The organism is uncultured Lactobacillus sp. (genome assembly GCF_948948975.1).
In the GTDB taxonomy this organism is placed as follows: Bacteria; Bacillota; Bacilli; order Lactobacillales; family Lactobacillaceae; genus Lactobacillus.
Window position 1 is genome coordinate 15,388 of the sequence record NZ_CARBVX010000019.1, and the last position, 23,681, is coordinate 39,068.

The 23,681-nt window shown below is 33.8% G+C and carries 22 protein-coding genes, 1 pseudogene and 1 other annotated feature; of the genes and pseudogenes, 12 read left to right on the forward strand and 11 right to left on the reverse strand.

The annotated features are described in order from the left end of the window. Nucleotides 1–114: 114 nt before the first annotated feature. Entirely contained in the window at nt 115–1,446 is a 1,332-nt protein-coding gene (locus Q9R40_RS07700) for a PTS sugar transporter subunit IIC (protein WP_304677130.1), read from the reverse strand. Between the two features lie 172 nt (nt 1,447–1,618). On the opposite strand from Q9R40_RS07700, the gene Q9R40_RS07705 reads away from it, so the two are divergent. Next, nucleotides 1,619–2,347 (forward strand): MurR/RpiR family transcriptional regulator, encoded by a 729-nt coding sequence (locus Q9R40_RS07705; protein ID WP_061400230.1) that lies wholly within the window; start codon nt 1,619–1,621, stop codon nt 2,345–2,347. A gap of 154 nt (nt 2,348–2,501) precedes the next feature. Then, nucleotides 2,502–3,932 carry a 6-phospho-beta-glucosidase gene (locus Q9R40_RS07710; RefSeq protein ID WP_061400231.1) on the forward strand — a complete coding sequence of 477 codons (1,431 nt, stop codon included), beginning with the start codon at nt 2,502–2,504 and terminating at the stop codon, nt 3,930–3,932. Between the two features lie 121 nt (nt 3,933–4,053). Here the strand turns inward: Q9R40_RS07710 and Q9R40_RS07715 are convergent, their stop codons facing one another. After that, nucleotides 4,054–4,365 carry a hypothetical protein gene (locus Q9R40_RS07715; RefSeq protein ID WP_061400232.1) on the reverse strand — a complete coding sequence of 104 codons (312 nt, stop codon included), beginning with the start codon at nt 4,363–4,365 and terminating at the stop codon, nt 4,054–4,056. Between the two features lie 226 nt (nt 4,366–4,591). On the opposite strand from Q9R40_RS07715, the pseudogene Q9R40_RS07720 reads away from it, so the two are divergent. The 4 genes and pseudogenes from Q9R40_RS07720 to Q9R40_RS07735 all read left to right on the forward strand — a co-directional run bounded on the left by Q9R40_RS07720 (nt 4,592) and on the right by Q9R40_RS07735 (nt 8,966). Beyond that, nucleotides 4,592–4,875, forward strand: a pseudogene (locus Q9R40_RS07720) (hypothetical protein). 321 nt (nt 4,876–5,196) lie between these two features. Then, nucleotides 5,197–5,691 (forward strand): cyclic-di-AMP-binding protein CbpB, encoded by a 495-nt coding sequence (cbpB, locus tag Q9R40_RS07725; protein WP_300724317.1) that lies wholly within the window; start codon nt 5,197–5,199, stop codon nt 5,689–5,691. Nucleotides 5,692–5,761: 70 nt separating this feature from the next. Next, the gene (locus tag Q9R40_RS07730) at nt 5,762–7,639 is read left to right on the forward strand and encodes a heavy metal translocating P-type ATPase (protein WP_304677134.1); all 1,878 of its coding nucleotides are present in this window, start codon (nt 5,762–5,764) and stop codon (nt 7,637–7,639) included. 65 nt (nt 7,640–7,704) lie between these two features. Then, nucleotides 7,705–7,754 (forward strand) — a sequence feature (sodium ion sensor (DUF1646 type); this cis-regulatory element may regulate processes involved in with the transportation of sodium ions). Nucleotides 7,755–7,805: 51 nt separating this feature from the next. Then, nucleotides 7,806–8,966: a cation:proton antiporter gene (locus tag Q9R40_RS07735; RefSeq protein ID WP_061400235.1), complete on the forward strand. Its 1,161-nt coding sequence runs from the start codon at nt 7,806–7,808 to the stop codon at nt 8,964–8,966. A 36-nt stretch (nt 8,967–9,002) separates the two neighbouring features. Here the strand turns inward: Q9R40_RS07735 and Q9R40_RS07740 are convergent, their stop codons facing one another. Further along, nucleotides 9,003–9,590, reverse strand: coding sequence for a DUF4097 family beta strand repeat-containing protein (locus Q9R40_RS07740; protein ID WP_236707721.1), 588 nt, complete (start codon nt 9,588–9,590; stop codon nt 9,003–9,005). 64 nt (nt 9,591–9,654) lie between these two features. Then, nucleotides 9,655–11,223 (reverse strand): ABC transporter ATP-binding protein, encoded by a 1,569-nt coding sequence (locus Q9R40_RS07745; RefSeq protein ID WP_061400237.1) that lies wholly within the window; start codon nt 11,221–11,223, stop codon nt 9,655–9,657. A 105-nt stretch (nt 11,224–11,328) separates the two neighbouring features. Here Q9R40_RS07745 and Q9R40_RS07750 point away from each other — a divergent pair, with 105 nt between their 5' ends. After that, a complete protein-coding gene (locus Q9R40_RS07750) occupies nt 11,329–12,192 on the forward strand; it encodes an Rgg/GadR/MutR family transcriptional regulator (RefSeq protein ID WP_061400238.1) in 864 nt (287 codons plus the stop codon). Nucleotides 12,193–12,462: 270 nt separating this feature from the next. Here Q9R40_RS07750 and pcp read toward each other — a convergent pair whose 3' ends face one another. The 6 genes from pcp to Q9R40_RS07780 form a co-directional block, all read right to left on the reverse strand. Continuing rightward, nucleotides 12,463–13,110: a pyroglutamyl-peptidase I gene (pcp, locus tag Q9R40_RS07755; RefSeq protein WP_061400239.1), complete on the reverse strand. Its 648-nt coding sequence runs from the start codon at nt 13,108–13,110 to the stop codon at nt 12,463–12,465. A 19-nt stretch (nt 13,111–13,129) separates the two neighbouring features. After that, nucleotides 13,130–14,053 (reverse strand): DUF979 domain-containing protein, encoded by a 924-nt coding sequence (locus Q9R40_RS07760; RefSeq protein WP_061400240.1) that lies wholly within the window; start codon nt 14,051–14,053, stop codon nt 13,130–13,132. A 1-nt stretch (nt 14,054) separates the two neighbouring features. Continuing rightward, entirely contained in the window at nt 14,055–14,729 is a 675-nt protein-coding gene (locus tag Q9R40_RS07765; RefSeq protein ID WP_023600059.1) for a DUF969 domain-containing protein, read from the reverse strand. Between the two features lie 114 nt (nt 14,730–14,843). Beyond that, complete coding sequence (locus tag Q9R40_RS07770) at nt 14,844–15,332, reverse strand: DUF805 domain-containing protein (protein WP_023600060.1); 489 nt, start codon at nt 15,330–15,332, stop codon at nt 14,844–14,846. Nucleotides 15,333–15,355: 23 nt separating this feature from the next. Then, the gene (locus Q9R40_RS07775) at nt 15,356–15,778 is read right to left on the reverse strand and encodes a hypothetical protein (RefSeq protein WP_023600061.1); all 423 of its coding nucleotides are present in this window, start codon (nt 15,776–15,778) and stop codon (nt 15,356–15,358) included. 64 nt (nt 15,779–15,842) lie between these two features. After that, nucleotides 15,843–16,364 carry a hypothetical protein gene (locus Q9R40_RS07780; RefSeq protein WP_228099731.1) on the reverse strand — a complete coding sequence of 174 codons (522 nt, stop codon included), beginning with the start codon at nt 16,362–16,364 and terminating at the stop codon, nt 15,843–15,845. Between the two features lie 145 nt (nt 16,365–16,509). On the opposite strand from Q9R40_RS07780, the gene Q9R40_RS07785 reads away from it, so the two are divergent. Together Q9R40_RS07785 and Q9R40_RS07790 are read left to right on the forward strand one after the other, a co-directional pair. After that, nucleotides 16,510–17,964, forward strand: a complete 1,455-nt coding sequence (locus Q9R40_RS07785) for a PTS galactitol transporter subunit IIC (RefSeq protein ID WP_304677143.1) — start codon at nt 16,510–16,512, stop codon at nt 17,962–17,964. A gap of 50 nt (nt 17,965–18,014) precedes the next feature. Beyond that, nucleotides 18,015–18,524: a DUF1440 domain-containing protein gene (locus tag Q9R40_RS07790; RefSeq protein WP_004896438.1), complete on the forward strand. Its 510-nt coding sequence runs from the start codon at nt 18,015–18,017 to the stop codon at nt 18,522–18,524. A gap of 16 nt (nt 18,525–18,540) precedes the next feature. Here Q9R40_RS07790 and Q9R40_RS07795 read toward each other — a convergent pair whose 3' ends face one another. Next, nucleotides 18,541–19,188 (reverse strand): CPBP family intramembrane glutamic endopeptidase, encoded by a 648-nt coding sequence (locus Q9R40_RS07795; RefSeq protein ID WP_304677146.1) that lies wholly within the window; start codon nt 19,186–19,188, stop codon nt 18,541–18,543. A 79-nt stretch (nt 19,189–19,267) separates the two neighbouring features. Here Q9R40_RS07795 and Q9R40_RS07800 point away from each other — a divergent pair, with 79 nt between their 5' ends. The 3 genes from Q9R40_RS07800 to Q9R40_RS07810 form a co-directional block, all read left to right on the forward strand. Beyond that, entirely contained in the window at nt 19,268–20,389 is a 1,122-nt protein-coding gene (locus tag Q9R40_RS07800) for a YdcF family protein (RefSeq protein WP_304677147.1), read from the forward strand. 12 nt (nt 20,390–20,401) lie between these two features. Continuing rightward, on the forward strand, nt 20,402–22,741 hold the full coding sequence (locus tag Q9R40_RS07805; protein ID WP_304677148.1) for an ATP-binding cassette domain-containing protein: 2,340 nt from the start codon (nt 20,402–20,404) through the stop codon (nt 22,739–22,741). A 164-nt stretch (nt 22,742–22,905) separates the two neighbouring features. Beyond that, the coding region (locus Q9R40_RS07810; protein WP_304677152.1) for a cytochrome ubiquinol oxidase subunit I at nt 22,906–23,681 on the forward strand (776 nt) is incomplete at its 3' end.

The window sequence follows — 23,681 nt, forward strand, 5'->3', positions numbered from 1 at the left end:
CCTAAAGCTGATTATCTATCTTTGAAGAGACCTATGCACTTCCCAGTATAGGTCTTTTCTTTTGCGATAAAACAAAAACCGTATCAGAAAGATACGGTTTTATATTTAATAGAATTATTTAGCCTTTAATGCTTCCTGTTCTTGCATGTACAAAACAGTGTCATACTTTCTAGCAAATGGAAGATAGATAAGGAAACTAATGATTAAAATAATCGCTTGCCAAACAGCGACTTTCCATCCTCCAATTAAGAATCCAGAAATAACCGGTGGCGTTGTCCATGGAACTTGAACACCATTTAGATATGGTAAGATTCCAGCCTTAATTAGTAAGTATGTTGATCCTGCTGATAGAGGTGGCATTAGGAAAAATGGCAAAGCTAAAACTGGGTTTAAAACTAATGGAACACCAAACAACACAGGTTCGTTAATATTGAAAATTCCCGGAATCAATGCCAATTTACCAATTCCCTTCATCTGTTGTGACCTAGCAAAGAATGTCATAAAGACAACTAATCCTAAAGTCATTCCAGCACCCGTTACAGTTGAAAATTGGTCAAATAAACCTTGGATAACAATATGACCGCCGTGAGCAGCATCTACATAACCATATTTTTTAAAAATTTCTGCATTTTGTAAGGCGTTTGCACTCAAGATTGGTCCCACAATTCCACCAACCAAGGTTGATCCATGAACACCAAAGAACCAGAAAAATGGTACTAAGATAGTCATTACTAAAATCCCGCCAAAGGAATCAGACAAACCTTGAAGTGGAGTTTGAATAGTATGGTAGATCCACTCAGTCATTGTGGTGCCAGCTAATTTATCGAATCCAGCATAAACAGCTAACCATAAGCAAGTAAGAACGGCAGCTGGAATTAGAGCAACAAATGAACCAGCTACTGCCGGTGGAACTTGATCAGGCAATTTGATGGTAATCTTTTTCTTAATAAACCATGAATAAATCCAACCTGTAACCATTCCGATGATAATTGCAGCAATCATTCCTTGACCACCAAGCCAAGTACGGTCAATAAAGCCAGTTAACAATGTTGGAGCCTTAGCTGCAGAAATAACAGTTTTACTACCATCCATAACTGGAGTAGTAGGATTCATGATAATCAAAAAACCAACAAAAGCAGTCATTCCTGCTGGTAATGGATCAACATGTTCATTTTTAGCCCAAGTATAAGCAATTCCTACTACAGCAAAAATCGCAACTATCCCAAATGAAGCGCCATATGCTTGATTCCAGAAATGAGTTAATCCTGTTTTATTCATCCAATCTGCAGCTGCAGGAACTGGAAATGAAGCTAACAGCAAGAATACTGACCCAACCATAATAAATGGTAACGATAAGAGCATCCCATCTCTTAGGGCCTGAATAGCTTTCGTATTCACAAACTTCATTACTGGGGGCAATATATATTTATTAACAAAATTTTTCATAATTATTCCCTCTAAACTAAATTCATTTTACATTTTTATTCTATGTAAGCGCCTCCCAGTTAGCAATATCTTATCCATTCTTAGGCATAAAACAAGCAATTAGATTTTTGTTCCTCACATGGAACATAGTGTTCTCATATAGTAAAATTTTTTATATTAGGAGGGAATAATTATGGCATTTTTTGGTTTTAAAGATCTAAGTTCACTCTCGAGCGTCGATATGGCGCTTTATCGTTATATAACGGAAAACAGTGAAAAAGTAGTTTATATGCGCGTACGGGATATTTCACAAAATACCCACGTTTCTAACTCATCTGTAATGCGTTTTGTTCACAAGATGGGATTTAATAGTTTTCCTGAATTCAAATCATTTATTAAGAGTAAAACCTTTCATTACAAGCAAAATGATAAAGCCTTTGACTTTATTACTAAAGACAATTTTCCTGAAGATATCGGTCATACCCTTAAATTAGTTGAAGATACTATTTTTCAATGTGATAATGTAGTTTTTCTAGGAATGGGATCATCTGCTTTTACTGCTGGATATACTGCTCGCCAACTTGCTTCTCTTGGCTATAACACTCAGCTAGTAACTGATCCTTTCTATCCTTTAAAACCTCAACTCAGAAATACCAGTAATAATGCAATTATTTGTTTTTCTGTTTCTGGAGAAACAACCGAACTAATTGAACTTTTAAATGATTTCACTAATGACGAAGATACAACGTTAATTTCAATTACTGGTCATATTAATTCAACTATTTCTCGAATGAGTCGCTATTCCCTGACTTACCATGAAAAAGAATATCGGATAAACAGATATTATGATCTTTCCTCACAGATCCCTGCCATGTATATCATTGAGGCTTTAGTACGTAGCTTACGTAACCAAGAAATTTGAGAACACCCTGTTCCAAAAAAGATACTCTATCCTAAAATCTTATTCTGTATCAAAACTCTTTCTTAATATATCTAAAATCTGATTACTTTATTTATAATTCGGTTAGGAAATAATTTGAACTATGAATATATTTTAGATATGTGAGGAAATGTTTATGACTAATAATACTTTTAAACCTGATTTTTTATGGGGTGGTGCAGTAGCTGCCCATCAACTTGAAGGTGCATATAGAGAAGATGGTAAGGGATTATCAATTGCAGATTTTTTAACATTAGGAAATGCTAATAAACCTAGACGTTTAACAGACACAATTGAAGATGAAGAATACTACCCCAATCATCATGGAATTGATTTTTACCATTATTACAAAGAGGATATAAAATTAATGGCCGAGATGGGATTTAAAGCCTTCAGAACTTCAATTGCTTGGTCAAGAATATTTCCTAATGGTGATGAAGATCAACCTAATGAAGCAGGTTTAGCTTTTTATGACAAAGTTTTTAATGAATGTAGAAAATATAATATCGAATCTGTAGTGACCCTTTCCCATTTTGAAATGCCATATCATTTAGTGAAAGAATATGGCGGTTGGTCGAATAGAAAGTTAATCGATTTCTTTAGTCGCTATGCCCGCGTCTGTTTTGAACGCTACCACAACAAAGTTAAATATTGGATGACATTCAATGAGATAAATAATCAAGCAAACTATGAAAATGAACTTTCAGTTTATGAAAATTCGGGTATTAAGTATCAAACTGGTGATAATAAAGAACAGAAGATGTATCAAGCAGCTCACTATGAACTAGTAGCTAGTGCCCAAGCTGTACAAATCGGTCATGCAATCGATCCATCCCTTAAAATAGGTGCAATGCTTGCCTTTTGTCCTATTTATCCCAATTCACCTAAGCCAGAAGACGTTTTATTTGCTAATCGAGCAATGGATTCACGTCTTTATTTTGGTGACGTTCAAGTTAATGGGACTTATCCAAACTGGCTCCAAGCTCGTTTTAGAAACAATAACTGGGACTTAGACATTACTAGTAATGATTTAGAAATCTTACAAAAAGATACAGTCGATTATATTGGTTTTTCTTACTACATGTCTTTCGATGCAAAATATAGCGATCATTTAGACTATCGTGAAAATGAAGATTTAGTAGCTAATCCTTATGTAAAGGTTAATGACTGGGGCTGGCAAATCGATCCAGTTGGTTTACGTTATGCCCTTAACTGGATGACTACTCGGTGGCATAAACCTTTGTTTATTGTTGAAAATGGTTTGGGCGCCTATGACAAATTAACTGATGATCATAAAGTTCACGACACTTATCGGATTGCCTACTTAAGAAACCATATTGAAGAAATGAAAAAGGCAGTTGTTGATGATGGAGTTGATCTGATGGGCTATCTACCATGGGGCTGCATTGACTTAGTAAGTGCAAGTACTGGAGAAATGAAAAAGCGTTATGGTTTTATTTACGTCGACGAAGATGATTATGGCCATGGTAGTTTAAAACGCTATAAGAAAGACTCTTACTATTGGTATAAAAAAGTTATTGAAAGTAATGGCAGCGATCTAAGTTAGTCTTTATTTATATTCCTTCTTTGAAAAGACCTATGCACTTCCCAGTATAGGTCTTTTCTTTTGCGATAAAACAAAAAGAGGATCCTTTCACATTTGGATACCTCTTTTATTGTCTGTTAATTTATCCCCAATGGATAAAGTCCAGTACATTTTTATCTTGAGTATACCTAGCATAAACTGAATTTCTTAATTTATTCCAGATTTCATTTTGAAAATTATTTAACTTAAATTCATTTAATGCCATCAAATTTTCAACTAGACTAACAACATTAAATAGTTCAGAAGTCAAAGCAACTGCGTGATATTTTCCTGTTTTTAAATTAATAATTGTTTTATTTATTTGCTCAATAACTTTAATTTTCTCAGGTAACTTATTATCAACTAAACTTAGTTTAAATGCTTCAAGTAAGCTGATATATTCTTGATATTCCATGATTACTGACGCCCAATCTAACCATAACAAATGTGATATCACTACTAAAATCTAAAGCAGTTATAGTCACCGTCAAAGTAAATATGAAAACGCATTCGTGCAATTAAACTTTGTCATAACAATTATCCATTTTCATCAAAAAATTGTGTAAATCAAACTTCCATAATACGATTATCTTGCAAAGAATCATTTCTAAATTTATCGAAAGATCCAGAAGGTGAAAAAGATGGTTTCTAAAGATGAAATTATTACCATAATGACTGAGTTAGTTAACTCACTTAATAATACAAATCCTCATTCAGAATTTACTAACTTCCTTACAGATAGTCTAAACACAATTAAATCTAGCAATGGTGTTGCTTTCACAGGTCAACTGCAATATTTTTTAATCACGCCCCTGTTGTAAAGTTTTCCGATAATATCACATTTACTTCACAAGAAGAAAAACTATGGAATAAACTCCTCTCTCTAAACGAGCTAGGAAATAATCTTTGGGGTGCAAGTTTATAATTCATTTCCAACTTCTTAATCAAATTTAACTTTTTTAATAAAAAACGTCACAATTTGTTCACATTTTCATTCTAATATATAAACCATAGCAACGGGGAAGACAAAACCCCATCGCTATTAGCATTAACATCCAACTTTTTATTTTCATTCTTACTCCTCCAAGTAGATTGAATACATTTATCAGTCTTTGACTGATCCTATACTTATATATTTTGAAATCCGCGTCTTTCCCAGCGCGGATTTTTTTGTGGGCTTATTTTTCAGACTTTCATATAATAGAGATGTAAAGTACTAAAATTCATTTATCTAGGAAGGATTATTATGTTTTCACCAGTGATTCAGTCTTTAATTGAAGAAAAAGCAGGTTCTTTTATTATTCCTGCTTCTAGGATTGCATTTGTGGAAGACGAAAACCCACTCTACCATGCTTTTTTAGTTCTTACTAAAATGAAATATTCAAAAATTCCAGTTTTGGATAAAGAGCAAAAAGTAGTTGGCTTAATCAGCTTATCGATGATTACAGACACAATGCTGACTCCTGATAATATTGTGATTGAACCTCTATCGGACTTAAAAGTTAAAGATGTAATGCAGACAAAATTTGAAACAATTAACTTTGCCCGCACTAATCTTGAGACGCAGCTCCATCTTCTAGTTGATAATCCTTTTATTCCAGTTGTAAATGATAATAATGTTTTTCAGGGATTACTGACTAGGCGAGAATGGATTAAGGCCTTTAATTATGTAACTCATTCAATTGAAGAAAAATACGACATTACTAAGAAAACCTTACAGAAAGAAAACCCAATAACTTAAATTCAATAAGTTAAGTGGTATAATAGTAATGTTTTAGTATTATTGATTAAATTAGTTGGAGGGAACGCTAATGAGAAATCAATGGAAATTTTTCACAATTCTTGGGATTGGTGTTGTTGCAGCAATCCTAGACTTCCTATGTGGAGCACCTAAGATTGGTGGGTGGCCAATTTCCGGTATCTTAATTGATATCTTCGGAATTTTTATGGCTATTACCATGCTTCGAGAAATGATTGAAACCCTTGAATCTGGTCGTTGGGGCGTAGATATCTTGGCAATCATTGCTGTTGTTTCAACAATGATTGTCGGCGATTACTGGGCTGCTTGGATGATTTTAATCATGTTGACCGGTGGTGAATCACTTGAAGATTACGCTACAAGTCAAGCTGATAAAGAATTACGCTCTTTACTAAAAAATTCTCCAAGAATTGCTGATAAGTTAGTTAATGGTAAGGTTGAAGAAGTTAAAGTTGATGAGTTAAAAATTGGCGATATCGTTTTAATTAAACCTGGTAGTCAAGTACCGGTCGATGGAAAAATTATTAAAGGAAATTCTAGTTTCGACCAATCTTCTTTAACAGGTGAATCAGTTCCTGTTGATAAAAAAGTTGGCGATGATTTAATGTCAGGATCGATTAATGGGGATGCAGCTGTAGAAATGAAAGTTACTAAGGCTGCTAAAGATTCTGAATATCAGTCAATTGTTGCTTTAGTTAAATCTTCTGAAGCAAAACCAGCTAAATTTGTTAAAATGGCTGATCGTTATGCTGTACCATTCACTATTGTTTCTTTAATCATTGGTATTGCTGCTATGATTACCTCAGCTGTAACTAATCCAGCTCTTGGCTGGCAAGCACACTTTTTACGTTTTGCTCAAGTTATGGTTGTTGCCTCTCCTTGCCCATTGCTAATTGCGGCACCAGTCGCAATGGTTTCAGGAATGAGCTCAATGTCAAGAAGCCACATTATTGTTAAATCTGGTACTACTCTTGAAAAGTTGTCCCGCACCTTAACTTTTGCTTTTGATAAAACTGGAACTTTAACTGAAAATCAACTAGTTATTGATCAAGTTGTTTTACCAGAAAATAGTTCTATTTCAAAAGAAGAACTACAAAGCTTGGCAGCTAGTGTTGAACAACAATCGAGTCACGTTATTGCTACTTCATTAGTTAAAAGTACTAATAAAAACTTGATTAAGCCAGTTACAAACTTAAAAGAAGCTACTGCTAAAGGAGTTAGCGGTGAAGTAGACGGCAAATTAGTTAAAGTTGGTAAACTTTCCTATGTTGATCCTGATCACGAAAAGATCACCGTTCAATCAACTGCTGTCTTTGTTTCAATTGATAATAAATTTGCTGGATACATTACTTTCCAAGATCAAATTAGAAAGAATACACCGGAAACGATTGCTCGTTTGCGTCGTCAAGGCGTAAAGCAAATTATGATGCTGACTGGTGACCGAAAAGCTGTCGCTGACAAAGTTGCTAAAGAAGCTGGAATTAAAGAAAGTGAAGTTTATGCTGACTTACTTCCAGCTCAAAAAATTCAAGCTATTAGAGATGTTAAGCCTGACTTAAGACCGGTTGCTATGGTTGGTGATGGCGTTAATGATGCACCAAGTTTAATGGCTGCTGATGTTGGGATCGCTATGGGTGCTAAAGGAGCAACTGCAGCTAGTGAAAGTGCGGATTCTGTTATTATGGTTAACGACATTTCTAAAGTTAATGATGCTGTTGCTATCTCTAAGCACACAATGAAAGTAGCACACGTTGATATTATTACGGCTATTTGTATTGTTATCTTGATTGAATTAATCGCCTTCACAGGTATAATTCCAGCATTTTGGGGAGCAATTTTACAAGAAGTAGTTGATTTAATCACCATTTTATTAGCTCTTCTTGCTAAAACTAAGCCAACTAATCCTAAACAAACAGGACTAGAAAAATAATAACTTAATTTGCAACTAACCATATTTTTAGCTAAACTAATTTTTAGTTAAATATTTTTATTAGTGGTTGGGTTTTATAAAAACTTTCAAGATTTGCTTATTTGGGTCAATAAGTGCTTGAAAGTTTTTTTTATTTTGTCACAAAGTTATAGAAAGCTGGAAGAAAATGCACTTTTTAGGAGAATTAATTTTAATTCTGCTGGCTACAACGTTATTAGGACAATTATTTTCACGTCTTAATATGCCAGCAGTTATTGGACAATTATTATCAGGAATTTTACTCGGACCAGCAATTCTAGGCTGGGTTAAGCCAAATGAAATTGTCTCCCTCTTTTCAGAGTTTGGAGTAATTCTATTAATGTTTTTAGCTGGTTTAGAGAGTGATTTAGACTTATTAAAGAAGTATTTTAAATTAAGTTTTACTGTCGCTGGCATCGGGGTTGTTTTACCTGTATTTTTCACGGGGATAGCCAGTTACTTATTTGGGATGCAGTTCCTCGAAGCACTATTCATCGGAATTGTTTTTGCCGCTACTAGTGTTTCAATTTCCGTTGTAGTTTTACAAGAAGCTAACCAAATCCATACTCGTGCTGGTACTGCTATCTTAGGAGCAGCAGTTGTTGATGATATCTTAGCAGTTATTGTTTTAAGTTTATTTACTACTTTTAGTCATGAAGGTGGAAAAAGTGGTTTAACGAATAACTTTTTCCTCAATTTACTTATTGAAGTAATATACTTTGTTGCCGTTTGGGTTGTCTTCAAATTTATCGCACCATATTTTATGAAACTAGCTGAAAAAGTGGAAGTCGATTATGCAGTAGTTATAGGCTCCCTAGTTCTAGCTCTCTCAATGGCCTGGGCAGCAGATTTTGTAGGCTTAAGTGCTGTTGTTGGAGCATTCTTTGGTGGTCTAGCAATTAGACAAACTCCACAATATAAGGAAGTTCAATCTTCTGTTAGTGCAATTGGTTACTCTATTTTTATCCCCGTTTTCTTTGTAAACATTGGACTATCCATGACATTTGCTAGCTTTATCAAAGATATCTGGTTCATTATTGTTATGACTATACTAGCCGTATTATCGAAATTCTGGGCTGGTAAATATTCAAGTGAATTATTTGGTTTTACCAAGAATGAAGGAAATATTGTCGGAGCAGGGATGGTATCACGTGGTGAAGTAGCGCTGATTGTAGCACAAATTGGAATTACCCATCACCTATTCCCAGAAGACATTTATTCAAGTTTGATTTTGGTAATTATTATCACCACAGTTCTTTCACCATTTATTTTGAACTACTATATTAAGCGTGAAGTAAAGAAGAACTAATAAAAACGAGGTCATAATGACCTCGTTTTTCTGTATTTAATTTACTTTAATACTTCCTAGAGATGTATCGGCTTTTAATACATTTTCAGTGTCACTGTTATTCTCAAAAGAATCTCCCCGCTTTTTGCCACTAACAGTAATTTTACCCAAAGAAGTATCTAAATCATATCCACTTGCATTACATTTATTAACCTCAATGTTTCCCTTAGCGGTATCAAAACTGGCTCCTTTTCGTGTCTTTAATTCTCTAATAGCTATATTTCCATTAGCTAAATCAACATCTACCTTCTTAGTTGCCAAATAATCAGCACTGACATTGCAATTTGCACTCTCAATATTTAAATCAGCCAATTCTTCTTTGGGCATTTCAATTACAATTTTGGAATTTAACTGTTTAAGATTAAACATATTTACATGAACGCCAGCTTTAGAAAATGAAATCTTTAAATTTCCGTTCTCCACTTTAACGTCCGGCGCAATTTTCTCTAAGCCAGAATAACTAACACCATATTTACTACTAGTTTTAAAAATTATATCTCCTGTTGGAATATCTACACTTACCTTATTAAATTTATTAAAAGAATAAGCTTGATTTACTATTTTTTTATTTGTTCTATTAAACATTACTATCCCTCCGCCTACAATTACGGCAATAATGATTATAATTAAAAATATTTTTTTCAATTCATTAAATATAGTCCTCTAAATCTAATATTTTGTCGTATTTATTTAAATCATCTTTTTCATAATGATGAATTACTTCAATAAAAGTTAGGTTTGAATTTAATAAGTACTGATGAATAAGTTGAGACGTTTTTTTATCAAGAGAGGCATTAATCTCGTCAAGTAATAAAACAGGACGAGCCATTAAAATTGCTCTTGCTAATTCAATCCGCGCTAGCTGTCCACCAGACAATTTATCTGCTTCTTCACCCAATTGATAATCGAGCCCTTTTTCTTTAATGAGATTTCTCAAATCTAACTTATCGCAAATTTCCTCTAGTTTTTCCCGGGAAATATTTTCTCCTAAAGTTAGATTAAACAACAAACTATCAGCAAAAATCACTGGTGCTTGACTTGCATATGAAAACAAATCCGAAAAGTTACCTGCATTTGTCTTTTTGCTGTTTAGTTTAATTCCTTTTGCTTGTCCATATTTTCCATATAATAAAAATTGTAACAAGGTTGATTTTCCGGCTCCAGATGGTCCAATAACCGCAATCTTCTCTCCTGGTTTAATCTCTATGTTAACCTCACTAGCTAATTGCTTTCCATCCCTCTTTAAAGTTAAACCTTCTATACTCAAATCCTGCAAGCTCACTGCTTTGCTACCTTTATGATCTTTTTCATTATTCAAAAAGTGATCTACATTCTCAACTATTTTTTTAGTAGTAGCTAGCTTATTTCGATCATCTAAAATGTACAAAATTGGATTTACAAAAGAATTTGCAAGCTGCACAATAGCAAACAATGCTCCTAAAGTTGTTTGTCCTTTTACAACTAAATATATTCCAAATAAGAATGGCATCAAAAAAGTAATGATATGTGCAATAAAGTTGATCCATGAATTAGTATCAAGATTCAATAAATTCATCCTGCTTAATTCTTGTTCTAATCTTGCTACAGTTTGCTTATTCTTCAATACTGCTTGCCTTTGACCACCATATAGATTTAGTGTTTCAACACCAGCCAAAAAATTCTTTGTTTGATTAACATATCTACTATTTGCCTTAGTCCACTTTTCAGAAGATTCTTGAATTGGTTTTTGAAAAATATTGGAAACAAGCATCGGAACAAAAGAACCAAATAAGAATAAAAGAGTAATTAACCAATTAACAGCTAGAGCATATCCTAGTGCTAAGATCAAAGAAAAACTTTGCATAATAATTTCAATCTGCGCATCAAAACGATTAGTTTCTAGCAATTTAAAATCATTAGTTAGAAATCCTAAGCTGTTGCTATTTTTATCTTTATCGTCTTCTAACATACCACCAAAAATATGAGTTCTAAGATAAATATTTACCTCTTTAATAATAGTTGTTTTTAAGCGATTAAATGATAAACTTGCAACTAATGTAACAGTTAAGGCAGCCACAATCACAACTAAAAACTGTGTGATCTTATCCCAGCTCTTATTGCTAGCAATATTAGTCAAAGTTTGAACAATGTTAGCCATAATAATATTTTGAAAACTGGCGATCAAGCCTAAGACAATCATCAAGATAAACTTGAATTTATTTGAATACCTAAATAGCATTTACTTATCTCCCATCAATTAAATTTGTTGATAAGAGTATATAGTGAGATAATACTTAAAAATAAATCTCTTGCAGATCTGCAAGTTAAATTTAGAGGTAAAAAAATGTACGGCCATGAATTTAAAGAATTACGTTTAGAACAAGGTATTACACAAAAAGAAGCTTGCAAAGGTATTTGTTCTGAATCAAAATTATCTCGCTGGGAAAATGATCAAATTGAAGTTGAGTTCAGTACAGCAATGAAGTTATTGGACAGGATTCACATTACTAGTCATGAATTCATGGGATGGTCAAAATTTTCACCTCAACCTGAAACAGACAAAGAAGTAACTGAGGCCTGGAACAAAGAAGAGATTCCCTCGATTAAACGTGTTGCCAAAAAGCAGCTCGATAAATACCATCAATCAAAAAATCCTTTTGATCTTTTATCAACCGTAGCTTTATTTAATCAACTAGTAATTTTAGAAAATCATAATTATCTTCCCGAAATTGATCAAATTAAATTAGCTAATATTTTTTCGAAGGTGGCAATTTGGTCAGAGTATTATTTAGCACTTTTCGGGAGTTCAATTTTCCTTTTAGCTCCCAAACAAGTATATGGAATCTCTAAACTAATTTTAAAAGATGTTAGCCGAATTACTGAAGCTAATACAACCTATGACTTAGAGGTAATGCTCGGTGTTCTGGGAGACGCCACTATTAAATTAATTCTAAGTAATGATATTAAACATGCTACTTCACTAATTAAAGAGATCAAAAAAATTGAGCTTCCTCATTACATGATGTTTTTTACTCTAACATTTAATTATTTAGACAAGATTGCAAATTATGTTACCACGAAAAATGAACAACCTATCTTAAATTTGATCAATACGATGGTTCAAATCGGCTGCCCGATTCAAGCAGAAATATATTTAGATGTATTTAAACAAGTTAAAAACAATTTGGATAGAAAAACGAGGTCATAATGACCTCGTTTTTTACTATTCTAATTAAAAGTAACGGTATAAGTAACATGCTTCAATTATGAAGATAATTACTAAATACCCATACCACTCAAAGCTTATAACTGGATTATTAAATTCCACCATACACATAAAACTACAAATTATAGTCCCTAATAAGCAATAAATAAAAGGAATCTCAGGCTTTACAATTTTTCGTTTTACCATTATACATAAAATAATGCCAATAAAGCATAGACCTAAAAAAATCCAAATCATAAACTCACCTACACTTTAGTGATTTGCTCCCTCAACAGACTTAATATCGCCTTTACCATCACGTTCAACAATTGCACTAAGTGCAGCTGTTAACCCCGTAACGATGTCATCAAGAGCCATTGATGGAGTATTAGGACGATTTACAACTTGTTCTGGTAAAAAAGGAATATGGATAAAGCCAGCCTTAATATTTGGAAATTCCTTATCTCGCATATATTGAACTTGATACATAATGTGATTACATACATATGTACCAGCTGTATTTGAAACACTAGCCGGCAATCCTGCATTCCTAATTGCTTTTGCTTCTGCCTTAATTGGCAATTGCGTGAAGTAAGCTGTTTCTCCATCTTCATGAATTGGTTCGCCTAATGGTTGATATCCTTCATTATCCGGAATACGACCATCGTTAATATTAATCGCAACACGTTCAGGAGTTAAGCCAAAACGGCCACCAGCTTGTCCAACGTTTAAAACATAGTCTGGTTTTTCTTTTTCAATTGCCTTTTTAACCACTTCAGCTGATTTATTAAATACAGTTGGAATTTCTAATTTAATAATTTCAGCTCCATTAATTTCAGCCGGTAATCTCTTCACTGCCTCAATTGCAGGATTAATTTTATCGCCACCAAATGGATCAAAACCTGTTACTAAAATCTTCATAATTTTATCCTCTCAATAATTAAAATGCGAAAAAGTACATTAAGCCAATTTGAACGATTAGCAAGATAACGGCAATTGGAGCTTGTTGCTTAATAACCCCCATCTGATCTTTCATCTCTAAAAGCGCTACAGGCAATGTATTAAAGTTAGCTGCCATTGGCGTTACTAACGTTCCACAATAACCTGATGTCATCCCAATGGCTGCTACAACTACTGGGTTAGCACCTTGTGCAATTACAAAAGGTATCCCAATTGCTGCAGTAATTACGGCAAAAGCAGCAAAAGCATTACCCATGATGTAGGTAAATAATGCCATTGCAATACAGTATAGCGCTACGCCTAAGAAGTGATTTCCAGCTGGGAAAACATGACTAATCATATCAGCTGTTAACTTACCAACACCACAAGTTGTGAAAACAACCCCCAGCATGGCTAACAATTGTGGTAGGACGCCAGGGCCTCCTACGCTTCTAACCATTCTTTGTGAATCCTTGAAAACCTGTTTTGCCGGTGCTTTCGTCAAGAGAATTGCTAAGACTAGTGAAACAACTGCACCAATACCAATTCCCACCTGACCACCAAGTGGAGTAAATTGTGCAATTATAATAGACGTTAATGCCAAAACAATACTTGGTAAAAACACCTTTGCTCCTAAACGCTTAGCACTTTCTTGAGAAGTTTTAGGATTTACGACCGGCAATTTGCCAACTTGGATTTGCTTAAACAAAGCTAAAATTCCGATTACTAAAACCATTGCACCGGACACTACGGCAGGAATCAGATTTCCAAAGGCAAAAATAATTGCTAAAAAGAACCAGAAAATTGCTGTTCCAATTCTTGCTTTATTAGTTTTGTCACGCAATGTTTCAATTCCAGCAATTGCCATACATAAACCAATTAATGCATAAAGAATGGCAAGTAAAAAGTTAATTGTATTTTGCATATTATTTTCCTTCCCATTTAGTCATTTGGCGATCAAAGTATAGGTTATAAGCAAAAACTAAAACGAAAGTAATGATTGCAATAGGAATAGTATTAACAACAATTCCTACCGGATCAACCTTATAACCAAGTGATTTCATTGTTGAAGAAATCAAAAGTACACCACCAGATGCTACAAATAAGTTTTGAGCAAAAAAGTTACCAAAGTTGTCAATTGCTGCACTACGTCCTTTTATTAGATCAATCTCTGATTCGCTTAATTTCTTTTTATCTTGATCTTCTGCAGCAGCAATTACCATCGGTGCAATTAACGGCCGAACAAATTGAACTTGTCCCTGCAAAGAAATCCCAAATACACCAGCTAGTTCACGAATTAAAAGATAGATATTTAAAATCTTTCCCGCAGTTAGTTTTTTCAGTTTTTTTATAGCATTAACTGCATAATCTCTTAATCCATGTGACTCTACTAGCCCAATCATTGGCAAGGTTAGAAAAAATAAACTTACCATTCGATTTTCCACAAAACTCTTTCCAATTACTTCCAGCAATTTAACAAAATCCATCCCAGAGAAAAGTCCTGTTACAATTGCTGCAATAACTACAACTGCAGTCGTATCCCACTTTAAAACAAAGCCCACTACAATTATTAATATTCCTAACAGCTTTAAATATTCCATACTACCTATTCCTTAAATAAAAAATAAAAAAATACTATAAAAATATTATACAAAATATAACAAAAAAATACGAAGGCAAAAATCCTTCGCATTTCTCTTTTCTATTTAAATAACTTAATCAACAAAGAGGTAAGTACCCCATCTTACTGGTTCTTCAACAGTAGGTAGTAATAAGAAAATAACTACAATAATCCAACCAAACGGAATAAGGATTAGCCATAGCCACCAACCACTATAGTCCGCATCATGCAATCTTCGTACCGCATATCCTAAAAGACCTAATTTTATCCATAACAGTAAAATAGATAGGATTAATTCAATTAGCCAAGTTAAAAATGTAATATGCGACAGAGCCCAGGTAACATTATTAGGAGTAACAGAAAAAATCCCACTAGTACATAGTGCCGAGATTGAAACTACTCCAATTACAATTGTTAACAAGAACTGGATAACAAATGCTACCCAAAACGCCTTTCGAGTACTACGCGCTGCCCAGGCGAACGGATAGAGAAATAATCCTTTAAAAATTTCTCCGACAGATGGATCTGGAACATCACTTTCTGGTGCATGATATTCTTGTTCATAATAAGGTTTATCAGACATAACTCTTACCTCAATGCTACTTTCTAATTATTTTCTGCTTTCGTAATTAGCTTATCAAAATTTTGGTCTTGGTGCTTCTTAGCTAGTTCAGGTGTCTTCCAGTAAACCTGATCAGTTATTTTTTCTTGTCCACTAGCTAAAATGATTACTGGCTCTTGGTCTAAAAGAGTATAACCATATGAAGTTTGGTGATTACCCTTAGCTGTCCAACCAATTAAATTAATATAATTGACTCCTTTCAAAGGCTCAGTATTATTAAAAACCTTAACCCAAGTGTGCGTATCGTTTAGATAATCATTAGAAAATTTTTGATGCTTTTCGAAATACTCTTTATCTGGAATATGAAGCTCATATTGATGATCTTCAGTGGTAAGAGTATGGGGACCAAATTCAATTTTTCTTAATTGATTAGTATCTTTACTGTGCGTACGGCGATTATTATCCATACTGTACCACTCACCCTGCAGTTTTGCGGGAACAGCATATAGGCCTTTATCTCCAGCAATCTTTTTAGTTTTTACTCGCTGTCTTTCTTTCGTCTACTACTTTGACATTTTTAATGATCTTATTTACTTTATTACCGTCGTTATGATTGTTGAGGTACTTAATCATCATTTTAATATCAGATGAACCAACTTCTTTATTTTTGTGATAGAAGAAAATAGTTGGGTCATTCTTGGTGTAGTAGAAATATTTGTCTCCATTAACTGTGGCAATCTCATATGCAACATCACTGCCATTTTGCATATATGAAAAATCTTTCCGATTATGAAGGCGTACAGTCACAGTATTATTTTGAGCTTGCTTAAAAGTCTTCTTCCAAATATTTGGATATTTTTCACCAGCATATGCAATTGTAATTGCCGTTTGTTTTTTAGTATTCATATTAGTTGCTGTAAGCTTACTACTCTTCTTAACCGTTGTTGTCTTCTCAGTTGATGAACTAGAACTATTATTTTGTGAATTACTACATGCGGTTAACATCGTACAACTTAACAAACCAATTAAGCCAATTGAAACTAATTTTTTCATCATCGATACCTCCAAAATAAGTTACCTCTCATTGTCTATTAAAACACTCTGTTATTTATTTCCCAAGCAATATCTTCCTAATTATTAGACTTTGTTTTTCTTGTTTTTTATACTAAAAATATGGAACGAGAAAAGAGGCAATCAAATGCTAAATAACATCCATAATTTCTTTAATGCCTTTGGGGCAAGTGTCATTGTCCCTATTATGATTTTTATCATTTCTTTGTTTTTAAAGGTAAAACCAAAGAAAGCAATGATGTGTGCATTTTATGCTGGTGTAGGTCTAACTGGTTTTTCTTGGATTATTAATGAATTTACTCCAGTAGTTACTAAAATAGTCCGTCAAATGGTTAATAATACCGGCATAAAGCTACCAGTCGTTGATATCGGTTGGCAAGCTGGAGCATTAGCGAGTTTTAGCGCACCAATTGGATTAACTTTTTTTGTATTCGGACTAGTGGCTGAATTTGTTTTATTTGCTATTGGAATTACAAAAGTTTTTATGCCGTCAAATCTTTGGAACAACTTTGGTTTCATGATTTGGGGAACTCTTGCTTTTTATGTAACACATAATTGGTGGATTTCTTTAGGCTTATCTTTTTTTATGCTTCTCTATACATTACTGGTGGCCGAAATTCAGGCAGATCGTTGGTCTACGTATTATAAGATTGACAATACCACTGTCTGTGCACTTCAAAATATTGTTCAAACTATTCCAGCCATTTTGTTAGATCCACTTTGGAATTTACTTGGTTTTAATAAAGCTAATTTGACTCCAACTGCATTTAAAAATAAATTTGGTGTTTTTGGTGAACCAACGACTTTAGGAGCCATCTTAGGGCTTTTAATTGGAATATTAGGTAATATTAAAAATTTAGCCACAGTAGCAGCATGGGGACAAATTTTTCAATTCTCTATTCAGCTTTCAGCTGTCATGACGATTTTCCCTTTAGTTACAAAAGTCTTTAGTAAAGCATTCATTCCTTTAGCTAAACAAATTAACCAAGAACGTAAACAAAATAAAAATGCAAAATCAGGAATTGACTTAATACAAGATAGTAAACGTTGGTTTTTAGCAGTTGATGATGGTGTCGGTTACGGAGAACCAGCTACAATTATTTCAGGAATTATTTTAATTCCAATCATGGTAGTCATTGCTTTTGTTTTACCGGGAAATAAAACTTTACCTGTTGTTGATTTAATTGCTCTCCCTTACATGGTTGAATCAATTGTCGCTATTACTAACGGTAATATTCTCAAAGTCATTGCAAATGGAGTTATTTGGTTTAGTTTAGGGCTTTATGCTTCAAGCTGGTTAGGTTCTATTTACACAAATACGATTTCTCACTACGGAGCTGCTATTCCAGCAGGCATCGTTTTAGTCACTAGCTTTAACTTAATGGCTCACCCCTTGAATGCAGTAGTGTTTGCCGCCTTCATCTCAAAAAATCCTCTTTGGATTAGTTTGTGCATTATTATTTACTTAGTACTGCTCATTGTATTAAGAAAATATCGTCCACAGATTTGGACCTACTTAAATAAAATGGCTGCTAAGAACGTGCAAGCCAAATCAAGCCTTAAAGCCTCTACCAAAGAGTGAATTTGTTACAATAAAAAATGAAAGAACTAATTAAAAGGACGTGAAGTTTAATGTCAAAATTTAATTGGAAAAATGTATTAGTAGCTGGAACTGCTGCTGGTGTTATTTCTGGATTAGTTAAATTGGGCTGGGAAAACATTCTCCCTCCAAGAACACCAGAAAGAAATAAGACTAACCCTCCACAAAAATTACTAGAGCAAATGGGTGTTCCAGCCCGCTTAACTCATGCAACTTATACTTATTCAGGAGAAAAACTACCTTGGGTTAGTTATCTTGTTCACTTTGGTTTTTCAATCTCTTTTGCTACTGCCTATGCGGCTCTTCTTGAAAAGAAAGTTAAGTGGTTAACAATAGATCAGGGCGTTCCATTTGGCTTAGGAGTTTGGATCGCTTTTCACCTAGTAATTATGCCATTAATGAAAACTGTCCCTTCTCCAAAGAACCAACCAATGGAAGAACATATTTCTGAGGCTTTAGGACATATAGCATGGATGTGGACTAATAACGAAATTGCTGAAATTGTTTTACAGCAATTAGGACAAAGAAAAAAAGAGCATTAATGCTCTTTTTATTTTGCTATAAAATTGACAGGATATTGTTTAACATATGAGTCAAAATCGAATATCTTACATCTTTTGTAGTGACGTACGTCCAAGCTAGGATCATTCCCATTACCCAATATAAATAAATAAATTTACTAAACATCGGATCATGTCCATAAGCAAAAATAAAACCACTTACTACAATTCCAACCCATTTATTAAATACATTTTCTACTGGGAAAAATGTGTTGAAAAATAGCGCTCTAAAGATAAATTCCTCACAGATTGGTGCCACTATCACTAATAAAACATTGAACATTGGGGAAGCAACTTTTCTGATTGCATCTAGCTCTTCTTGATTTTTTGAAATTGTGTTACCACCAAATAATCTGACATAGGCTATTTGGAAAATTACGAGTGTAAAAAATGCTGCTACTGAAATAATTATTCGTTTTACATCCCAGTGAGGTTTAGCATTAAAGAACCAATCATTTTCTTGCTTTAATTCTCGTTTGTAAGTCCAATACATCCAATAAATTACTGCAATAGTTAAAACTGCTAAAATAACTGCAAATAACAAGTTTACCTTCTTTTGCGCATATCCTAATTGCAAAAGTGTATATAATACAAAAGCAATAATTACTGTTGCTAAATTCCCTAAAAAGCGTAAAAAAGTCTTCATCCGAACACTTCCTCTAATTGAAATTATCTATTTCTTTTCATTATAATTATTTATTAAAAAGACATAAGGACATTTAATCATGCAATCACAACTCATGCAATCTCTGCATCAAATTTTTAATTTTATTGTACATAATCAAGTAACCCTTACTTCCTTGATTATGTTTATATTTTTTAGTTTATTTTTACTTTCATGGTTAATTGAACCACGACGTTTAATCAATGGACTCATTTTTACAGCCTTTGAGATTAGCTTTTTAGTATGGTCTGCTATTTTAATTATTTCTCAACACAATCCTTTACTAACTACCTCATTTTCTTTCCTTGCTTTGGCTATCCTATTTGGAATCTTTTTCTTAGTAACTTTTTCTTGGATTTTCTTTCTATGGAATGCGTATTTTGTTTGGAAATATGAAAGTCATTCTTTACCAAATCTTTTAACTTTGATTATTGGTTTATTTTTAGTAGGATTATGGACTCTAAATAGACTAGGCATCTTTCATCGATTACCTGATTGGCTTCATTCTCTAGTTGCTGGAGCGACTTTCATTGCATTTTATCTTCTATTTGTAATGTATAATTTCTTACTCAATTTAGTTTTGTATCAAATCGTCCCTCGTCGCTACAAACAAGATTATCTAATTGTTCTAGGTGCAGGATTAATCGAAGGAAAGAAAGTATCACGCCTGCTAGGTGCCCGAATTGACCGAGCTATTGCTTTTTCTAATAAACAATATGATAAAGGACATAAACGCCCAAAACTAATTATGTCAGGCGGTCAAGGAAAAGATGAAGATCTGTCTGAAGCAGCCGCAATGAAAGATTACGCTGTTAAACATGGCTACGAGCCTAACTTAATTTTATTAGAAGATAAATCAACTAATACCTATCAAAACATGCTCTACTCTAAAAAAGTAGCTACTAGTGATTGGGGCAATCCAAATTTTAAAGCTAAATTTTTCACTAATAACTATCATCTTTTTAGAGCTGGGCTTTATGCAAAAATGGCTCATTTAAAGGCCAATGGTGTTGGAGCAACTACACGTTTTTACTTTTTACCTAATGCTACAATTCGTGAATTTGCTGGGGTCTTTATCATGCATAAGAAACGCCATTTTGTTATCATTGGTTTAATTGCAATTTTATTTATAATCCAAGCAATTTTTGCCGTATTAGGCTGGGGCAAATATATAATTGCTTAGAAAGGAAAATATATGCTACAACTCTTACACTTAAAAAAGACCTATCACGTAGGTGATACCGTCACACATGCATTAGATGACGTTACGATTAATTTTCGTAACAGTGAATTCGTTGCTATCTTAGGTCCTAGTGGGTCTGGTAAGACGACGCTTTTAAATGTAATTGGTGGATTAGATCATTACGATTCTGGAGACATTATCATCAATGGTAAGTCGACGAAAAATTTCTCTCAAACTGACTGGGATGCTTATCGCAATAATTCTGTCGGCTTTATTTTTCAAAGTTATAATCTTATTTCTCACCTTTCTATTATTGAAAATGTAGAGCTTGGCATGACGCTTTCAGGCGTAAGTAGTAATGAACGCCACGAAAAGGCAATTGCTGCGCTAAAGCGCGTTGGTTTAGGCGACCATTTAAAGAAGCGTCCTAATCAACTATCCGGAGGACAAATGCAACGAGTAGCTATTGCCCGGGCAATAGCTAATGATCCCGATATTCTTCTATGTGACGAGCCAACAGGAGCTTTAGATACTAAAACCAGTGAAAGTATTATGGAGCTAATCAAGGAACTCAGCCACGATAAATTAGTCATCATGGTTACACATAATCCTGAACTGGCTGAAGAATATGCAAGTAGAATCGTTCATTTCCAAGATGGAAAAATTCTTAGTGATTCAAATGCCTTTGAGCCTAAAAAAGAAGTAAAAGATACCTTTAAACTCAAAAAGACAAAAATGTCTTATTGGAATGCCCTAAAACTTAGTTTTACTAACATTATGACTAAGAAAGGTAGAACTTTTTTAACTGCTTTTGCTTCAAGTATCGGAATTATTGGAATTGCTATTGTTTTAGCTTTGTCACATGGTTTTCAAAAACAAATTAATGAAACGCAAAGTAAAACACTAGCTAAATTCCCAATTTCTATTTCTCAAACGGCAACAGACATGAATGCTGCTACAAGCCGAACTGAATCTGATAAAAACGTCAAAAATAAGGGATATCTTGTTGCCGCAAAACCAGACAATGAGAAAAACACCCACGAAAATAAGATTACTCAGTCTTATATCGACTATGTTAAGAAAATCAATCCTTCATATGCCAATAATATTTCCTTCATTAGAGGAACCCAGCTTAATCTTTTAACTAATGATAACGGCAAAATTAAGCACGTAGAATTTTCTAATGTTAACAACTCCGGTTCTGCTATTGCTAGTGCTCAACTTCAAGGGATGAATAGTGTAGGGATTAACACAAGTGTCTTTCCTAAAACGCTTGATTCAAAGCAAGGAACTTTTCTAAAGGATAATTACCAACTACTTGCTGGTTCCTGGCCTAAGTCAAATAATGAAGTGGTTCTTGTTTTAAATAATAAAAATCAAGCTAATGTTAACGCACTTAAGAATTTAGGTATTTCAATTAAAGATGGTCAAAAAATTGATCTAAACAAAATTGTAGGCCGTACTTTTAAGGTAATTAGTAACAACAATTACTATCAAGAATTACCTACTGGAAACTTTGTCCCGCAAAAAGCTTCTAAATCAATGTACGATTCTAGCAACTTAACCTTAAAATTAAGTGCCGTTATTCGTGGTAAAAATAATAGTCAAATGGCCCTTCTAGATAACGGAATTGCTTACAGCGATGGTTTAACTCAAGAAATTATTAAGCAAAATGAAAATTCGAGTATTGTTAAGGCGCAAAAGAATAGTACTACGAATGTAATGACTAATCAGCCAATGAACCAAGCTCAAAAAGAGCAATTTATTGCATCTCTTGGTGGCTCTAGCATCCCTAGCGGTATTCTTATCTATCCAAACTCATTTAAGTCTAAAGATAAAGTTCTCGATTACTTAGACAAATATAATAAAGGTAAGACTAAAAAAGATCAGATTATTTACACTGATATGTCAGGTACTGTTACTAAGTTAACTGGTGGTTTACTTGCCGGAATTACTGACGTTTTAGTTGCTTTTGCTGCTATTTCTTTAGTTACTTCCATGATTATGATTGGTATTTTAACTTATACTTCTGTTTTAGAACGTACAAAAGAAATTGGTGTGCTAAAGGCTTTAGGTGCTAGAAAACGCGACATTACACGTGTCTTTGATGCTGAAACCTTTATTCTCGGCCTCTTTTCCGGTATTTTAGGTATCTTGATTGCTTACTTATGCACTTTCCCAATCAACGCAGTATTATATGCAATTACTAATATGAGTAACGTTGCGCAGCTCGACCCAATGCAAGCCTTAATTCTAGTAATTATTAGTACTGTTTTAACAATGCTTGGTGGTCATATACCAGCTCGCATGGCTGCTAAAAAGGACGCCGCAATTGCTTTAAGAAGTGAATAAATCTATAAGGATTTCAATATTGAAATCCTTATTTTTTTGCTCTACACTTACCTAAGAAAAAAGTTATGAACTTATTCTTATATCTTATTGAAAACGGCATCAATAAAGTATATGCTTAAGGTAACAGATGTTATATATGTGGAAATAGAAATAGGTGAATGAAAATGTTATCGGGTGTAACAATGTTAGATCTTGCCCGCTTCCAATTCGCAATGACTACAGTCTTCCACTTCTTCTTTGTTCCCTTCTCTATCGGGATGGGGTTCATTGTATCAATTATGGAAACACTCTACGTCGTTAAAAAGGACGAAGTATATAAAAAGATGGCTCAATTCTGGGGAAAAATTTATCTATTGAGCTTTGCTGTTGGAGTAGTTACCGGGCTTATCCAAGAATTCCAATTTGGAATGAACTGGTCAAACTACTCTCGTTTTATGGGCGATATTTTTGGTGCTCCATTGGCTATTGAAGCTTTGCTAGCTTTCTTTATGGAATCTACTTTCATTGGTTTATGGATGTTTACATGGAACAAATTTAAGCCAGCTTTGCACTGTGCTTTAGTTTGGATTTCCTTTATTGGCTCAATGCTGAGTGCCATTTGGATTTTAACTGCTAATGCTTTTATGCAAAATCCTGTTGGCTACGTTATTAAAAATGGTAAGGCACAAATGGCTAGTTTTTGGGCTTTAATTGCTAATGAACAACTTTGGGCTAGTTTCCCACACGTAGTAATTGGTGCTATTGTTACAGCTTCATTTGTAGTAATTGGGATGGCTGCTTTTGGCTTACTTAGAAAACGTGATGTTAACTTCCATAAAAAGTCCATGCGTATCGCTCTTTGGGTTGCCTTATTTGCCTCAATTGCTGAAATTGGTGCTGGTGACTATCAAACTCAAGTTGAAATTCATGAACAACCAATGAAGTTTGCTGCAACTGAAGG

Bases quoted from the DNA above. Each gene is read 5' to 3' on its own strand.
- Q9R40_RS07700 (WP_304677130.1), bottom strand. From the start codon at position 1,446: ATGAAAAATTTTGTTAATAAATATATATTGCCCCCAGTAATGAAGTTT.
- Q9R40_RS07705 (WP_061400230.1), top strand. From the start codon at position 1,619: ATGGCATTTTTTGGTTTTAAAGATCTAAGTTCACTCTCGAGCGTCGAT.
- Q9R40_RS07710 (WP_061400231.1), top strand. From the start codon at position 2,502: ATGACTAATAATACTTTTAAACCTGATTTTTTATGGGGTGGTGCAGTA.
- Q9R40_RS07715 (WP_061400232.1), bottom strand. From the start codon at position 4,365: ATGGAATATCAAGAATATATCAGCTTACTTGAAGCATTTAAACTAAGT.
- cbpB (WP_300724317.1), top strand. From the start codon at position 5,197: ATGTTTTCACCAGTGATTCAGTCTTTAATTGAAGAAAAAGCAGGTTCT.
- Q9R40_RS07730 (WP_304677134.1), top strand. From the start codon at position 5,762: ATGAGAAATCAATGGAAATTTTTCACAATTCTTGGGATTGGTGTTGTT.
- Q9R40_RS07735 (WP_061400235.1), top strand. From the start codon at position 7,806: ATGCACTTTTTAGGAGAATTAATTTTAATTCTGCTGGCTACAACGTTA.
- Q9R40_RS07740 (WP_236707721.1), bottom strand. From the start codon at position 9,590: ATGTTTAATAGAACAAATAAAAAAATAGTAAATCAAGCTTATTCTTTT.
- Q9R40_RS07745 (WP_061400237.1), bottom strand. From the start codon at position 11,223: ATGCTATTTAGGTATTCAAATAAATTCAAGTTTATCTTGATGATTGTC.
- Q9R40_RS07750 (WP_061400238.1), top strand. From the start codon at position 11,329: ATGTACGGCCATGAATTTAAAGAATTACGTTTAGAACAAGGTATTACA.
- pcp (WP_061400239.1), bottom strand. From the start codon at position 13,110: ATGAAGATTTTAGTAACAGGTTTTGATCCATTTGGTGGCGATAAAATT.
- Q9R40_RS07760 (WP_061400240.1), bottom strand. From the start codon at position 14,053: ATGCAAAATACAATTAACTTTTTACTTGCCATTCTTTATGCATTAATT.
- Q9R40_RS07765 (WP_023600059.1), bottom strand. From the start codon at position 14,729: ATGGAATATTTAAAGCTGTTAGGAATATTAATAATTGTAGTGGGCTTT.
- Q9R40_RS07770 (WP_023600060.1), bottom strand. From the start codon at position 15,332: ATGTCTGATAAACCTTATTATGAACAAGAATATCATGCACCAGAAAGT.
- Q9R40_RS07775 (WP_023600061.1), bottom strand. From the start codon at position 15,778: ATGGATAATAATCGCCGTACGCACAGTAAAGATACTAATCAATTAAGA.
- Q9R40_RS07780 (WP_228099731.1), bottom strand. From the start codon at position 16,364: ATGAAAAAATTAGTTTCAATTGGCTTAATTGGTTTGTTAAGTTGTACG.
- Q9R40_RS07785 (WP_304677143.1), top strand. From the start codon at position 16,510: ATGCTAAATAACATCCATAATTTCTTTAATGCCTTTGGGGCAAGTGTC.
- Q9R40_RS07790 (WP_004896438.1), top strand. From the start codon at position 18,015: ATGTCAAAATTTAATTGGAAAAATGTATTAGTAGCTGGAACTGCTGCT.
- Q9R40_RS07795 (WP_304677146.1), bottom strand. From the start codon at position 19,188: ATGAAGACTTTTTTACGCTTTTTAGGGAATTTAGCAACAGTAATTATT.
- Q9R40_RS07800 (WP_304677147.1), top strand. From the start codon at position 19,268: ATGCAATCACAACTCATGCAATCTCTGCATCAAATTTTTAATTTTATT.
- Q9R40_RS07805 (WP_304677148.1), top strand. From the start codon at position 20,402: ATGCTACAACTCTTACACTTAAAAAAGACCTATCACGTAGGTGATACC.